This is a genomic window from Protofrankia sp. Cr1, from assembly GCF_963555865.1.
Taxonomy (GTDB): Bacteria; Actinomycetota; Actinomycetes; order Frankiales; family Frankiaceae; genus Protofrankia.
This window is the reverse complement of the sequence record NZ_CAUVXO010000029.1, coordinates 13548-27440: the sequence shown is the minus strand read 5'-3', so window position 1 is coordinate 27440 and position 13893 is coordinate 13548. Positions and strand designations below refer to the sequence as shown.

The 13893-nt window shown below is 69.4% G+C and carries 16 protein-coding genes and 1 pseudogene; 4 read left to right on the top strand and 13 right to left on the bottom strand.

From position 1 onward, the window contains the following. Positions 1 to 363 (top strand): hypothetical protein (locus U9980_RS05005; protein WP_322766887.1); only part of this gene is annotated, 363 nt, incomplete at its 5' end. Between the two features lie 493 nt (positions 364 to 856). On the opposite strand, the pseudogene U9980_RS05000 reads toward U9980_RS05005, so the two are convergent. The 4 genes and pseudogenes from U9980_RS05000 to rimP form a co-directional block, all read right to left on the bottom strand. Then, positions 857 to 1000, bottom strand: a pseudogene (locus U9980_RS05000) (translation initiation factor IF-2 N-terminal domain-containing protein); the annotation flags it as partial. Positions 1001 to 1186: 186 nt separating this feature from the next. Further along, positions 1187 to 1447 carry a YlxR family protein gene (locus U9980_RS04995; RefSeq protein ID WP_322751565.1) on the bottom strand — a complete coding sequence of 87 codons (261 nt, stop codon included), beginning with the start codon at positions 1445 to 1447 and terminating at the stop codon, positions 1187 to 1189. A 7-nt stretch (positions 1448 to 1454) separates the two neighbouring features. After that, complete coding sequence (nusA, locus tag U9980_RS04990; protein ID WP_322766885.1) at positions 1455 to 2558, bottom strand: transcription termination factor NusA; 1104 nt, start codon at positions 2556 to 2558, stop codon at positions 1455 to 1457. Continuing rightward, a complete protein-coding gene (rimP, locus tag U9980_RS04985) occupies positions 2555 to 3154 on the bottom strand; it encodes a ribosome maturation factor RimP (RefSeq protein ID WP_322752102.1) in 600 nt (199 codons plus the stop codon). Before rimP ends, nusA begins: the two co-directional genes overlap by 4 nt. Positions 3155 to 3342: 188 nt before the next feature. On the opposite strand from rimP, the gene U9980_RS04980 reads away from it, so the two are divergent. Together U9980_RS04980 and U9980_RS04975 are read left to right on the top strand one after the other, a co-directional pair. Next, positions 3343 to 3867, top strand: coding sequence for a hypothetical protein (locus tag U9980_RS04980; protein ID WP_322766886.1), 525 nt, complete (start codon positions 3343 to 3345; stop codon positions 3865 to 3867). Further along, positions 3836 to 4348: a DUF4439 domain-containing protein gene (locus tag U9980_RS04975; protein ID WP_322766884.1), complete on the top strand. Its 513-nt coding sequence runs from the start codon at positions 3836 to 3838 to the stop codon at positions 4346 to 4348. Before U9980_RS04980 ends, U9980_RS04975 begins: the two co-directional genes overlap by 32 nt. Here the strand turns inward: U9980_RS04975 and U9980_RS04970 are convergent. The 9 genes from U9980_RS04970 to dxr form a co-directional block, all read right to left on the bottom strand. After that, positions 4334 to 5122 carry an HAD family hydrolase gene (locus tag U9980_RS04970; RefSeq protein ID WP_322766883.1) on the bottom strand — a complete coding sequence of 263 codons (789 nt, stop codon included), beginning with the start codon at positions 5120 to 5122 and terminating at the stop codon, positions 4334 to 4336. The genes U9980_RS04975 and U9980_RS04970 overlap by 15 nt on opposite strands. Continuing rightward, entirely contained in the window at positions 5107 to 5562 is a 456-nt protein-coding gene (locus tag U9980_RS04965) for an Rrf2 family transcriptional regulator (RefSeq protein WP_322752106.1), read from the bottom strand. The genes U9980_RS04970 and U9980_RS04965 overlap by 16 nt, the downstream gene beginning before the upstream one ends. 58 nt (positions 5563 to 5620) lie before the next feature. After that, entirely contained in the window at positions 5621 to 6529 is a 909-nt protein-coding gene (locus U9980_RS04960; RefSeq protein WP_322766882.1) for an ABC transporter permease, read from the bottom strand. Next, entirely contained in the window at positions 6519 to 7280 is a 762-nt protein-coding gene (locus tag U9980_RS04955; protein ID WP_322766881.1) for an ABC transporter ATP-binding protein, read from the bottom strand. Before U9980_RS04955 ends, U9980_RS04960 begins: the two co-directional genes overlap by 11 nt. A 100-nt stretch (positions 7281 to 7380) precedes the next feature. Next, complete coding sequence (locus U9980_RS04950; protein WP_322766880.1) at positions 7381 to 8466, bottom strand: ABC transporter substrate-binding protein; 1086 nt, start codon at positions 8464 to 8466, stop codon at positions 7381 to 7383. 133 nt (positions 8467 to 8599) lie between these two features. Next, positions 8600 to 9451, bottom strand: a complete 852-nt coding sequence (locus U9980_RS04945) for a GNAT family N-acetyltransferase (RefSeq protein WP_322752110.1) — start codon at positions 9449 to 9451, stop codon at positions 8600 to 8602. Between the two features lie 18 nt (positions 9452 to 9469). After that, on the bottom strand, positions 9470 to 10624 hold the full coding sequence (ispG, locus tag U9980_RS04940; RefSeq protein ID WP_322752111.1) for a flavodoxin-dependent (E)-4-hydroxy-3-methylbut-2-enyl-diphosphate synthase: 1155 nt from the start codon (positions 10622 to 10624) through the stop codon (positions 9470 to 9472). 157 nt (positions 10625 to 10781) lie between these two features. Then, positions 10782 to 11975 (bottom strand): site-2 protease family protein, encoded by a 1194-nt coding sequence (locus U9980_RS04935; protein ID WP_322766879.1) that lies wholly within the window; start codon positions 11973 to 11975, stop codon positions 10782 to 10784. Between the two features lie 54 nt (positions 11976 to 12029). Further along, positions 12030 to 13271: a 1-deoxy-D-xylulose-5-phosphate reductoisomerase gene (dxr, locus tag U9980_RS04930; protein WP_322748295.1), complete on the bottom strand. Its 1242-nt coding sequence runs from the start codon at positions 13269 to 13271 to the stop codon at positions 12030 to 12032. A 285-nt stretch (positions 13272 to 13556) separates the two neighbouring features. Here dxr and U9980_RS04925 point away from each other — a divergent pair. Then, on the top strand, positions 13557 to 13893 hold a 337-nt coding region (locus U9980_RS04925), incomplete at its 3' end, for a hypothetical protein (RefSeq protein ID WP_322766878.1).

Below are 13893 nucleotides of genomic sequence, written 5' to 3'. Positions count from 1 at the left end.
GGCGTGGACCGCCCGTCCCGGCGGGACGAGGACCCCCGGCGCCGGCGGGACGAGGACCCCCGGCGCCGGCGGGACGAGGGCCCCCGGCTCCGGCGGGACGAGGACCACCTGGACGTGAACCGGCCTGGCGCGGCGGCGGACCGGCGGGTGGACCGCTGGCGGCCGCGGGGCCGGACGGCGCCTGCCGTGGCTGCGAGCTGGGCGTCGTGTACGGGTTGTTACCAGGACCGGCCGGGCGCGGCCCGGGGCGCGGCCCGGGGGCCGGACGACCGGACGGACCCTTCACCGGCGGGATCTCCACCGACGGGCTCGGCGACGGCGTGTCTGCTGCCGGCATGCTGGGCGCGGACGTCGGCGCACTAGACCCGGGCGTCGGCACGCTGGGCGCGGGCGCGCTGGCCGCAGGCCCAGGTCGCGCCTGGACGCTGGGCGCGGCCGGGCGAGGGCGCGACGGCGGCGGAGTCACGGAGGGTGCGGGAGCGGCGCTCGGAGTGACCTCCGGAGCCGATGCGGCCGCGGGGAGGTCCGCCGCCGGCCTGTTGGGGGCTGGGCTGTCCGGCACCTGCGGTGCGGCGGGGCCTGGCTGGGCCGGGCCGGGCGCGCTTACCCCGACACCGGGGGCCTGCGGGCGGACCGGGGCACCGGGGGCACCCGGGCGGCCGGGAAGCCGCGGACCGGGACGGGGTGGTACCGGTCCCGGACGGGCTCCGGTACCGGGCCTGACTCCGTTGCCCTGGGAGCTGCCGTTGCCCTGCGGGCTGCCCTGCGGGTTGCCCTGGGAGCTGACATTGCCCTGGGGTGTACCACCGCGGGCGGACGACCGCTGCGTTGCCGCGCCTTCGGCCGGGAACGATTCCTTGAGCTTTCGAACGACGGGTGCCTCGACTGTGGACGAAGCCGACTTCACGAACTCGCCGAGATCCTTCAGTTTGGCGAGCACGGTCTTGCTGTCGACTCCGAGCTCCTTGGCGAGCTCGTGTACGCGGGCCTTTCCTACCACGGTGCTCCTTCTTTCGGCCCGCGGTCCGCCCGCGTGACCCTCGTTACCTGCTGGTCGTGATCATGGCTGCGTGCTCATCGCGCGGTCATCGCTGTCTCGACCTGCTTCCGTGTCGACATCTGGTGATGTCGTCCGATCTTCCGTGAACTCCACGCCGGTGCGCAATCACGTGCCGTTCAACATCATCTACCGCTCAACAAGGTGTGCCCTGACGCGTCCAAGCCCGAGTGGCCCTGGAACGCGCAGCGCCCGCGGGAACGCCTTGCGACGCTCCGCGAGATCAAGGCAGACCAGATCGGGATGCAGGTGTGCTCCCCGCCCTGGCATACGACGGCGAACATCGGGTGTGAGCTCGCCACCAACTGCCACCATACGCACCAAGTCGGTCCGCACCGCCCGGGTACGACACCCTACGCAGGTGCGGACCGGCTCCGCACGGCACGCCATCGCCAGTCTATCCCGTTGCGCCCGCGGAGCGGTTGCCGGCAGCCGGGGATCTACGGGCCGCGGCCGGGGCCACGACCCGCCTGGGAGACGATTCGGGACGTTCCCTCGACACCGGGTCACCGCTGCCTTCCGTAGCGCTTCTTTCCGTATCCGAATGGATGTCGATGCGCCAGCCGGTGAGACGGGCGGCCAGCCGGGCATTCTGCCCTTCCCGGCCAATGGCGAGCGACAGCTGGTAATCCGGTACGACCACCCGGGCCGAGCGGCCGGCCTCATCGGTGACCTCGACCCGTGCGACCCGTGCCGGCGACAGCGCGTTACCCACGAACGCGGCCGGTTCGGCGGACCAGTCGACGATATCGATCTTCTCGCCACGCAGCTCAGCCATGACGGCACGGACCCGGCTGCCCATCGGACCGATACACGCGCCCTTCGGGTTCACTCCGGGGACGGTCGACCGAACTGCGATCTTGCTGCGGTGTCCCGCCTCCCGGGCGATCGCGACGATCTCCACCGTGCCGTCCGCGACCTCCGGGACCTCCAGGCGGAACAACCCCTTGACCAGCTCCGGGTGGGTCCGAGACAACGTCACCGCGGGACCGTGCGCACCGCGCACGACGCTCACGACATAGCACTTGACGCGGTCCCCGTGTTCGAAACGCTCGCCGGGGACCTGCTCAGCCGGCGCGAGCACACCCTCAATCGTGCCGAGATCCACCAGCACGACCTTGGAACCGGCTCGCTGCTCGTGATGCTGGACGACGCCGGAGACGACATCATGCTCACGGTCTGCATATTGTCCGTAGGTGACTTCCTGCTGCGCCTCGCGTAGCCGCTGCATGATCACCTGCTTGGCGGTCATCGTCGCGATCCGGCCGAAGTCCTCGGGCGTGTCCTCCCACTCGCGGGTCAGCCCGTCCAGGGACGTCTCACGGGCATAGACCGCGACATTGCCTGACGTCCGGTCGACGACCACCCGGGCGTCCTGTGCCGCGCCGCCGGTGTGCCGGTAGGCCGTCAGCAACGCGGTCTCGATCGCCTCCACCAGGGTGTCAAAGGAGATGTCCTTCTCGCGTTCGATCCCACGCAGCGCCGCCACGTCGAGCTTCATCGCTCCGCCTCCCCCTGGGCGTCCGCCCCGGTCCCAGAATCGTCACCGGTCCCAGAATCCTCACCGGTCGCAGAATCGTCCCCGGTCGCACGGAACTCCACCTGCACAACGGCCCGGGCGACATCCGCGAAGGATATCCGCCGTACCGCACCTGCCGACCCACTCTGATCATCCACCGCGAGCTCCGCCGAGTCGGGCCCGCTGGCGCGGACCCGGCCGATCAGCTGCCTACCGTCACGGGTGTGCACCGAAACCAGCCGTCCCCGGGCGCGCCGCCAGTGCCGTGCCGCGACCAGCGGGCGGTCCACCCCCGGCGAGCTGACCTCAAGCACGTACGGGCCCGACACAGGTGCGCCGTCGCCGTCGACCGCGTCGAGAACAGCGGAGACGGCCCGGCTGGCCTCGGCGACCGCGTCCAGATCGATACCGTCGTCGCGGTCCACCACCACCCGCACGACGCTGCGGGAACCCGCCCGGGTGACCGCGACGTCCTCCAGGTCGAACCCATGAGCCGCCAGCTCCGGGGTGAGCAGGCGGACCAGGTGGGCGCGGCCTCGCCCGCCGCCGGCATGGGTTGCGGCCACGGCGTCGCCCACGTCGACCCGCTCCTCTCCGTCGCCACACACTGGCGTTCATCGCCACGCACCGGCGTGACGTCCTCTCGAGATCCTCAGCCTACGTCGGTCGCCGCCCGAGGCTCATCCGGGTCCGCCCGCGGGCACGGCCGGCGTGCAGGCAGCACGCTGCCCGCCAACCTGTGCCAAGCTGCTGGGCCGTGAGCTCGATGATTCCCGCTCAGGGGTCCTCCAGACGGGTCGTGCTCGGCGCACTGCCACTGGCTGCGGCCAGCGCCCTCGTCGGATGCAGCTGGACACGAGCGGCCCGGGAACACACTGCCACCCCGGCGGCGGCCACCGCCGACGACCTTCTGCGCGGAGCCGCGCTCAGGTCTGAACACGCGCTGCTCGTCGCGTACGACCGCGCGATCGCCGCGTATCCCTCGATTGCGGCGACATTGCGCGCGGTGCGTGCCCACCATGCCGAGCATGTCAGTCGCCTGGTGCCGGCCACACCCGCGACCGCGGCCACACCTACCACCACACCTGCCACCACACCTGCAACGACGGCCACAGCCGCCACCGGGGCCGCGCAGGCTAGTGTGGCGGGGTTACTGACGCTGGAGCGCGCGGCCGCGACAGCACTGCGGACCCAGTGCCTGGCCGCCTCGGCGAGCCTGGCGCCGCTGCTGGCCAGCATTCATGCGGCTGAGACCGCACATGCGGACCTGCTCGCCCCGCTGGTCGGCTGACCGGGTGCCGGCACAGGAGCACCTACCGCCCGACTCCGCCGCCGTCCAGACGCTGTCAAACCTGCTCGCCATGGAACACGCCGCCGTCTATGTCACCGCCGCGGCCGGCGGTGAGCTGGCCGCACTGCGGCCGGCGGCGGAGTCGACCCGGGTCCTGGCCCAGAATGCGTTCACCGCCCATCGGGAGCTGCGTGACCGACTGGTGGCCGAGATCCTCGACCGGGGCGGCAGCGCGCCAGCGGCCCAGGCCGCGTACCGGCTGCCGCCGGTATCCACCGACCTGGCCGGCGTGCTCCTGCTGCTGGCCGACATCGAGGACCGTTGTTCGGCCGCCGCCTACGACGCGATCGGCGACCTGACGGGCGAGGGACGCGCGCTGGTGACCGACGCTTTGGCCGGGATGGCGGTGCGCGGCCAGCAGGCCCGGATCGCGGCAGGCCAGCCCCCTGACCAGGCCATCCGGGCGCTACCCGGCGCGTGAGAACGGCCGTCGGCGACCGGCCGCCCAACCGTCCAGGACGCCCAGCAGCCGCCCGAGCCGCCCGATCACCGCGTCGGCCCGGCCGTCACAGGATTCCCCCGGCACCCCGGATCGGGGACCGGCGCCGTCGGAGAGCAGCACGGTGCGCATGCCGACGCCACGGGCCCCGGCTATGTCGCTCGCCGGACGGTCGCCGACAAATACCGCCGCACCCGGGTCACGCACGCCGAGCGAGGCGAGCGCGGCGTGGAACGCGTCCGGATGCGGCTTGGAAAACGGCAGGTCGTTGGTGTACACCCGGGCGTCGAACAGGTCCAGGATGCCGTCTCGGGCAAGCCATCGCGAGTGCCATGAGCGAGGCCAGTGCGTGTTGGTCAGCAACCCGATCCGCAACCCCCGGGTCCGCACCAGGTGCAGCGCCAGCAGCGCGTCCGGGTCGCACACCGTGTGGGGAGTCCAGGCACACAGGTCATGCCGGGCCGCTACCCGGTGCACGGCACCGGCCACGTCGAGCCCCACCGCCACCGACGCCACCGCGAGCAGTTCGGTGACCGTCCCGCTGCGGCCCGATGCGCCGGTCGTGGCCCACCACCGCTGTTCGGAGCCCTCCAGCGCCCGGGTCAGCTCCCGCGCGTCCCCCGGGGCGAGGTCGAGCGCAACCATTCGCCAGAGGTCCAACAGGTCCACGTCGTGGAAGGGGGTCAGGGTACCGCCCCAGTCGAAGACCACCGCCTCAACGACAGGAGGCTCCCCACCGATCACCGGGCGACCCACGCGTCCCGGTCCCGACCGAGCTCACAGACGATGGGCGGCAGGTGCCCGCTGGCGACATCCGCGAGCGTGACCTCCTCAAGGACCCGGCGCAGGCTGACCCGCACCGCGATCCACACATCCTGAAGGTGCTTGGCGGCGCCCTCGTAGGCCGCCTCCTCCGGTCTGCGGCCCCGGACGCTGGCCAACGGACCGTCGGTGGCACGGATCACCATCGCAATGGTGATCTCGCCCGCCGGTCGACAGAGCCGGTAACCACCTTCGGCGCCACGCCTGCTCACCACCAGGCCACTCCGGCGAAGATCGGTGAGGATGTTCTCCAGAAACCGCAGCGGCAGGTCCTGCGCGGTCGCCAGGCTCTCACCCTTCACGAGCTCACCGTCGGAGGCTGCCAGCGTCAGCAATGCGCGCAGGGCATAGTCGGCTCGTGCGGAGATCTGCATATCTCCATCTTGCCGGTCATGGTCGTAGCGCGCCCCACACGGGTAGCGCCGGTCGACCTCAGCTCGACTGTTCAGGCAGGAGCCCGCGGCGGGCGCGCATCCGGCGGTCCACGGTGTTGAACGCGGCATCCACCAGGACCCCGATCGCGAAAATCGTCAACATGGACGCGATCACACCGGTCGCATCCAGGAACTGGCGGCTGTTCTCCAGATCCGAGCCGATGGACGGGTGACCGGGCACGATAACCAGCAGTTCACCCGCCATCAGGCTCCGCCAGGCGAACGCCCAGCCCTGTTTGAGCCCGGCCACCACCGACGGCAGAGCCGCCGGTGCCACCACGAATCGGTACAGTTTCAGGCCTCGCGCGCCCATGGACCGCCCGAGCCTGGTCAGCAGCGGCGGGACATAGTCGATACCGCTGATGACACCGTTGGCGACCGACGGCGCCGCACCGAGTACGACGACGAACAGAATCGCCCCTTCGGTGAGCCTGAACAGCAGGATCGCCAGTGGAAACCAGACGATGGAGGGCATCGTCTGCAACGCTGTGATGAACGAGCCGACCGCGGTCCGCAGCAGGGCGAACCGGGACACGGCCAGACCGACGACGGTGCCGATCACGACCGCCAGAGCATACCCGACGAAAGCACGCTGCATGGTACGGGCGAAGGCGGACCAGAAGTCCCCACTCACCACCCGGTGGCCGAGCTCGGGCAACGCCTCGTCCGGGCCGGGTAGGACATAGGACGGCTTCCAGCCGATCCACACCACGATCTGCCACGCCAGCAGAAAGATCGCAACAGCGCCCAGCTTCGGCCAGGTCGCCGACCACATCCGCAGTGCGAGCGGGCGCCCGGGCGCCGCCGCGGTCTCCAGGGCGTCGAGCCCGGCAAGAGCCGCGTCGGTCGATGTGGTCGTCGCCGGCCCGCGCAGCGTATCGGGTCCGATGGTCGTATCAGCGGCCATGACGACTCACCTCCGCACGCAACCGAGCGGTGATCGTCGCGGCGAGCGCGGCCACATCCGGTTCGTCGATGCGGCGCGGGCGGTCGATCCCGACGTCGAAGATCTCAGCCACCCGCCCCGGCCGGCTCGACAGCAACACGATGCGATCCCCCAGCCGCACCGCCTCACGCACGTCGTGGGTGACGAACAGGACGGTGACCCCGGTTTCGCGCCAGATCCGCTCCAGCTCGTCATGCAGCAGGTCCCGCGTCATCGCATCGAGCGCGCCGAAGGGCTCGTCCATACACAGGATGTCGGCCTCCTGCGCGAACGCTCTGGCCAGGCTGACCCGCTGGCGCATGCCACCGGAAAGTTCGTGCGGCCGCTTGTCGGCAAGACCGGCCAGGCGAACCATCGTGAGGAGCTCCTCGACCCGGACCCGGCGATCCGCGCCGGGGACACCCCTGATCTTCATCGGCAACGCGATGTTGCCCCCGGCGGTGAGCCACGGCAACAGGGCCGAATCCTGGAACATCAGGCCGACCCTGCGCCCACCGACGTCGACCATGCCAGAAGTTGGTCGATCGATGCCGGCAAGAATGCCCAGCAGCGTCGACTTCCCACAGCCGGACGCGCCCAGCAGGCAGACGAACTCCCCCGGGCGCACATCAAGGGAAACGTTGTCCAGCGCCTGGACCCGGTGCGGGCCGGACCCGAAGGTCCGGCTCACACCGGCGATCCGTACCGCGCTCGTGTCGATGACGGCGGTCACGAAATCCTCTCCTCTGCTGACGGGCCAAAGGCGGCGCGATCATGGTTTTTCGCGCCGCCGGAGGCCGAGATCCCCAGGTCGCGCTCTGGTCGATCCACGGCTACTTCGCTGCGACAGCCGGTTTGCCCTGTGCGGTCAGCACCGCGTTCAGGGTCGCCAGATCGAAGATCCCGTCGAGGTTGGCCTTGGTGATCAGGCCGAGCATCTGGGCATGATCGGCCGACGTGACCACTGAGGACGCGATCGGGTCGGGAGTGAATGTCAGTCGCTTCCATGCCGGCGCGATCACGGCGTCCGCCAGGGGCTTGCCGGACAGCTTCGCCAGCCCCTGGTTGGTGACCTGCTGAGCCTTGGCTGGGTCCGCGCCCAGCGCATTGATCGAGGCGACGTTCGCCGCCACCAGCCGCTTGACGATCTCCGGGTTGCGCGCCGCGTAATCGGTACGCACGACCAGCACGGTGGTGGTGAACCTGCCGTCGGGCCACTGCGAGGCTTCGTCCACCAGCAGCTTCCCGCCATCGGCGACCATCCGGGACGCGGTGGGTTCGGGCACCCAGGCACCGTCTATCGCGCCGGACTTGAAGGCGTCCACCGTCACCGCGTTGTCCTGCGGACGGACCTGAACGTCGCCGCCGCCGTTCTTGTCGGTGGCCAGGCCATGCTGCTTGAGGTAATACCGCAGCGCGACATCCTGGGTGTTGGCGAGACCGGGAGTCGCGATCGTCTTGCCGCGCAGCTGATCGACCGAGATGATGTCGCTCTTCACCACGAGGCCGGCCCCACCGGATGTCACGCCCGAGATGATGCGCAGCGCTGCACCCTTGGATTTGACAAAGGCGTTGACCGCGGGGTTGGGCCCGATGTAGCCGGCGTCGAGGGCGCCGGACAGGATCGCCTCGGCCTCCTGGGTACCCGAGTTGAACGTCGAGGTCGCAATCTTCACGCCCGGGCCGAGCGTGGCCGCGAAGATCCCCTGGTCAAGACCGTAGATAGCTGGTGCGTGGGTGAGGTTCGGAAAGTAACCGAGCCGCAGTGTCCCCGTCGGACCGGCAGTCGAGCTGGTCGCCGAACTCCCGGCCGACACGGTGTTGCCGTCTCCCCCGCTCGAGCAGGCCGTTGCCGCCAACGCCAACGCGCCGGCCGCGAGCAGTGGCGTGATCCGACGCCACAGCCTCCTCGATGACATGTGCCTTCCCCCCAGCTGTGGTGTCTCACCGCAACGACGCCCCACGGCGCCATGCAAACCGATCGAAGTGGTCGGAAAACTGAGCATGGCAGAGGAAGGCCCCGGGCGCCATCCCCACCCGGGTACGGACGGATCAGAACAGGATCGACGCGAAGGTACCGACCCGGTAGAAGCCGATCCGGTCATAGGCCTGGCGCGCGGGATGGTTGAACTCGTTGACATAGAGACTGACCACGGGTGCGAGAGTCGCCTGCGCGATCGCCACCACGCTCGCGGTGCCGGCCGCCCCCAGGCCCCTGCCCCGTAGCTCCGGGGCCACCCAGACCCCCTGGATCTGACAGACGTCTCCAGCCACCGCGCCGATCTCGGCCTTGAACACGACCCGCCCGTCTTCGATCCGGGCAAAGGAACGACGCCGGCTGACGAACTCGGCAATCCGGGCCCGATAGAGCGCCCCACCATCGGCGAGCACCGGAGACACCCCGATCTCCTCGGTGAACATCGCCACGCACGCCGGCAGCAGGAGATCCAACTCGTCGGGACGGACGTGACGCACGGCGGGGTCGGGAGCCACCGCGGGAGGCTCGGAGATCGCCAACAGCGGTTGGTCCGCCCTGACCTCACGGGCGGGTCCCCATACCGGTTCCAGATGCCGCCACATGACCTGCACCGCATCTGCCACGCCGACGATCGAGGAACATCGACGGCCCTGACGGCGGGCCCGCTCGGCGAACGCCTTCGCCGAAGCCGGACCCGCCGCGACAGGCCAGAGGTTCGCGCCCGAGTAGCACACGGCGGCAAGGCGGCCGTCCACCAGATGGCCCCACATCTGCGCGCCCAACCGCCACGGGGCGAGTCCGCATGTCTCCACCCGGGACGCGACGAACACGTCTGCGATCGGGTTACGCGCGAGCAGCTCCCGAACCGCAGGCAGATCGTGGTCGTCAAGCAGGCGGGTGGGGGCGGAGCGAAGCGGAAGGCCCATGGTCACAAACGCCGAAAGTTACCCGACCGACACCGAAGGCTCGCCGGGTGTCGCCCCGTCGACCTCCATCTGCTCGGCCAGCCGCATGGCCTCCTCGATCAGCGTCTCGACGATCTGCGCCTCGGCCACGGTCTTGACAACCTCACCCCGGACGAAGATCTGACCCTTGCCGTTGCCGGAGGCCACCCCGAGATCGGCCTCGCGCGCCTCGCCCGGCCCGTTCACCACGCAGCCCATGACGGCGACCCGAAGTGGCACCGTCATTCCCTCCAGGCCGGCGGTGACTTCTTCCGCCAGCTTGTAGACGTCGACCTGGGCCCGACCACAGGACGGACACGAAACGATCTCCAGGGTACGCTGACGCATCCCCAGGGACGCGAGAATGCCGATACCGACCTTGACCTCTTCGACGGGGGGCGCCGACAGCGACACCCGCAAGGTGTCACCGATGCCCTGCGCCAACAACGCGCCGAAGGCCACGGCCGACTTGACGGTGCCCTGGAAGGCCGGACCCGCCTCGGTGACTCCCAGATGCAGCGGGTAGTCACAACGTTGCGCGAGCAACCGGTAGGCCTGGATCATCACGACCGGGTCGTGGTGCTTCACGGAGATCTTGATGTCGGTGAAGCCGTGCTCCTCGAACAGGGAGCACTCCCACAGCGCCGACTCCACCAACGCCTCCGGGGTCGCCCGGCCGTACTTGGCCAGCAGGCGCTTGTCCAACGACCCCGCGTTCACCCCGATCCGGATGGGCGTGGCCGCGGCGCCGGCAGCGCGAGCGATCTCCCCGACCTTGTCGTCGAACGCCTTGATGTTCCCGGGGTTGACCCGGACCGCGGCACAGCCCGCGTCGATCGCGGCGAAGACGTACTTCGGCTGGAAGTGGATGTCTGCGATCACCGGGATCGGCGACTTCTTCGCGATGGCGGCCAGCGCGTCCGCATCGTCCTGGCTGGGGACGGCCACCCGCACGATCTGGCAGCCGGCAGCGGTGAGCTCCGCGATCTGCTGCAGGGTGGCGTTGACATCCGAGGTGAGTGTCGTGGTCATGGACTGGACGGAGACCGGCGCGTCCCCGCCGACCGGCACCGTGCCGACCTGGATCTGCCTGCTATGACGCCGGGTGGCGAGCGGGAGTGCCGGCGCCTCGGGCATGCCGAGAGTTACTGTCACGATGTCCTCACTGGCGTGTCAATGGTCGGAAGCTGATCGGAAGCTGGGCAAAAGACTGGCCCGCAAAGCGCTCTAAGCCCGCCGAGCCAGCGGCGATGCGGTCTCGCTGACAGCAGACCACCATCTAGCTCCTCCTCCGCCGCACAAGAGCGGGAGGCTAGTTGAAACTGATCGGATTGACGATGTCGGCGGATAGAATGATCAGACTCAGGATGACGAAGAACGCGACCATCGCGTATGCCGCGGGCAGGAGTTTCACGAGGTCGACCCGTTTGACCGGTCCCCGATAGCCGGTCAACCGACGCGCCCCGTGCCGGGCCTGCTCGAAGCCGAGAACCGCCAGGTGCCCGCCATCGAGTGGGAACAGCGGCAGCAGGTTGAACAGGCCGACCGCCAGGTTGACCCCCGCCACCAGCACGAGGAAGTCACCGATGCGCTGGCCGATGGACACGTCCTGCGCCGACAGCAGCTCACCACCGGCCCGTGCCGCGCCGACCACACCGACCAGACCGTTGGCGTTCCGGTCCTTGCCGAAGAGGTTGGTGAGGTCACCGAGTCGGTGGACCAGGGTGTCGTACATCCCGGTGACTCCGCTGCCAAGGATGCGCACGGTCCTCGGGACGGCCGAGATCGGGTTGTACCGCACAACGTCGTAGCCCTGTGCGATGCCGATCGCCCCGACCTGATCGTCGCCAGCCAACCCGGTCTGACGGTCCCGACGGACCGAGACCAGATCAGGTCGTAGCGTCACGTCCCGTCCGTCCCGGTTGACCACGAGCGTCGCAGGTCCCGGGCCATGATCACGAATGAGACGGGTGAACTGGCTCCAGTCACCAATCGTCGTGCCGTCGAAACTCACGACCCGATCGCCCACGCGCACACCCGCGAGCTCAGCCGGACCCACCGCCGCCTGCGGGGCACACTGCCCGGCCACCGGCACGCAGACCGTCCGGCCGACCTTGTTCGCGCTGGGATGCGACGTCCCGAGAAGCAGCAGCACGCTGTAGATCAGGACAATGGCGATGACGAAGTGCATGAACGACCCGGCCGCGAGCACGACCGCCCGCTGGTGGGCCGGCCGGGCATGGAACGCCCGGTCGGCGTCAGCCGGATCGATCTCCTCGAGCGGGGTCATCCCCTCGATCTTGACGAATCCCCCGGCCGGAATCGCCTTGATCCCGTACTCGGTTTCGCCCCGGGTGCGCGACCACAGCGTCGGGCCGAATCCGACGAAGAATTTCGAGGCCTTCATACCGTAGTGACGTGCCGTCATAAAGTGACCGGCCTCGTGCAGGACGATGGAGACGATCAGAGCCAAGGCGAACGCGACGATGCCAATCGCGTTGGTCATGGTGCGGTCACACCCCGATCACAGCGCTGGAGAATGTCGCATTGTACCTCAGCGTCACGAAGGAATCACTGTCCGATCGAATCCTTGATCGATGAGAGCACGCACCTGTTCGCGCGCCTCCTGCTCAGTGCTCAACACCTCGTCCAGGCTCGGACGTTGCGTCACCGTGTGCGACATGACCACCTCGGCCACAACATCGACGATGCGCACGAACGGCAGGCGATGCCCGAGGAAGGCCGCCACGGCCTCCTCGTTGGCGGCGTTGAAGACGGCGGGCGCGGTCCCGCCGCGGCGCCCGGTCTCCCGGGCGAGATCCACCGCCGGAAACGCGACCGTGTCCAGGGGCTCGAAGGTCAACGACTGGGCCCGCCGCCAGTCCATCGGGGCCTGTGCATCGGCTACCCGATCGGGCCACCCCAGGGCCAAGGCGATGGGCAGGCGCATGTCGGGCGGGGAGACCTGCGCCAACGTTGACCCGTCGACGAACTCGACCATCGAGTGCACCAACGACTGCGGATGGACGACGACGTCGATGTCGTCATAGGGCACTCCGAAGAACAGATGCGCCTCGATCAGCTCGAGGCCCTTGTTCATCAGGGTTGCCGAGTTGATCGTGACGAGCGGCCCCATGTCCCAGGTGGGGTGCGCCAACGCCTGCTGCGTGCTCACCTGGCCCAGCTCGGCGCGGGAGCGGCCCCGAAACGGCCCGCCGCTGGCGGTGAGGACGAGCTTGCGCACCTCCGCGGCCCGGCCGCCGCGCAGGCACTGGGCCAGCGCCGAATGCTCGGAGTCCACCGGAACGAGCCGGGAAGGATCGCCGTCCAGCGCGTCAAGGACGAGCGGACCACCGGCGACCAGCGACTCCTTGTTGGCAAGTGCCACCGTGCGACCGGCCCGCAACGCGGCCAGCGTGGGTGCGAGGCCCACCGAACCGGTGATGCCGTTGAGGACGACATCGCACGGCCACGCGGCGATCTCCGTAGCCCCGTCCGGTCCGGTCAAGATCTTCGGGATGGCGTACTCGCCCTTGCGAAAGCCCCGCCGGGACGCCTCCGCGTAGAAGGCGAGCTGTAGATCCTGCGCGGCGCAGGCACGGGCTACCCCAACGGCCTCGACACCCAGGTCAAGAGCCTGGGCAGCCAGCAGGTCGACCCTTGCCCCGCCGCCGGTCAGCGCGACCACGCGGAACCGGTCGGGATTGCGTTTCACCACATCAATGGCCTGGGTTCCTATCGAACCAGTCGAACCAAGCAGGACTACCTCGCGCGGCAGCGATGTCTCGACCACGTCGACCATTGTCGCAGGCGCCCGGAGGGCACGCCCACACCTGTTCGCCAGCCGACACCCGACCCCGCCTGGGCAGGACTCCTACGCCCGAAACGGGACGGTGGTCATCAATAAAGTGTTGTTTAGCACAATTTCACCGCGTGCACAGGGCGCCCGCCTTTGCACATGCAAAGTGTCATCGCACTGGTACGCACCGTCGTCGCACCTTCCCGGAAAACAGCTAACCCGGTTGGCTGAGGTTCATCGACGCTGAGGTTCATCCACAGCGAAGGCCCTGACCCCAGGAGGCCGCGAGTGCCACCCGCCGACCGCACGTATCCCGTCCGCCACCATCGCCTGGACCAGCACCTGGATCTCCACCTGGACCATCGCCGAGGCCGCATCCCACCCGTGCGGCACACGGCCACCCGCACCCGACGCTTCCACGTGTACGACCGCGACGGCGAGGTGGTCGCTTCCTTCGACGACTGGGACACCGCGCACGCATGGGCGCACGAGCAGGCCACCGACCCGGCCACCCGGGCCCCTCTCGACGTCGACGACCGCCCGAACCGCATCACCCGACGGGTCCATCCGCGCGGGTGTGAATTCATCGCCTGGGAGCCCGTGACGCGCCTGTCGATTGGCTGCG

What these genes read in the sequence shown, in the direction of transcription:
- U9980_RS04935 (WP_322766879.1), bottom strand. Translation starts at nt 11,975, where the DNA reads ATGACCAACGCGATTGGCATCGTCGCGTTCGCCTTGGCTCTGATCGTC.
- nusA (WP_322766885.1), bottom strand. Translation starts at nt 2,558, where the DNA reads ATGAAGCTCGACGTGGCGGCGCTGCGTGGGATCGAACGCGAGAAGGAC.
- U9980_RS04980 (WP_322766886.1), top strand. Translation starts at nt 3,343, where the DNA reads ATGATTCCCGCTCAGGGGTCCTCCAGACGGGTCGTGCTCGGCGCACTG.
- U9980_RS04965 (WP_322752106.1), bottom strand. Translation starts at nt 5,562, where the DNA reads ATGCAGATCTCCGCACGAGCCGACTATGCCCTGCGCGCATTGCTGACG.
- U9980_RS04960 (WP_322766882.1), bottom strand. Translation starts at nt 6,529, where the DNA reads ATGGCCGCTGATACGACCATCGGACCCGATACGCTGCGCGGGCCGGCG.
- U9980_RS04950 (WP_322766880.1), bottom strand. Translation starts at nt 8,466, where the DNA reads ATGTCATCGAGGAGGCTGTGGCGTCGGATCACGCCACTGCTCGCGGCC.
- U9980_RS04995 (WP_322751565.1), bottom strand. Translation starts at nt 1,447, where the DNA reads ATGGCGTGCCGTGCGGAGCCGGTCCGCACCTGCGTAGGGTGTCGTACC.
- U9980_RS04945 (WP_322752110.1), bottom strand. Translation starts at nt 9,451, where the DNA reads ATGGGCCTTCCGCTTCGCTCCGCCCCCACCCGCCTGCTTGACGACCAC.
- dxr (WP_322748295.1), bottom strand. Translation starts at nt 13,271, where the DNA reads ATGGTCGACGTGGTCGAGACATCGCTGCCGCGCGAGGTAGTCCTGCTT.
- U9980_RS04975 (WP_322766884.1), top strand. Translation starts at nt 3,836, where the DNA reads ATGCGGACCTGCTCGCCCCGCTGGTCGGCTGACCGGGTGCCGGCACAG.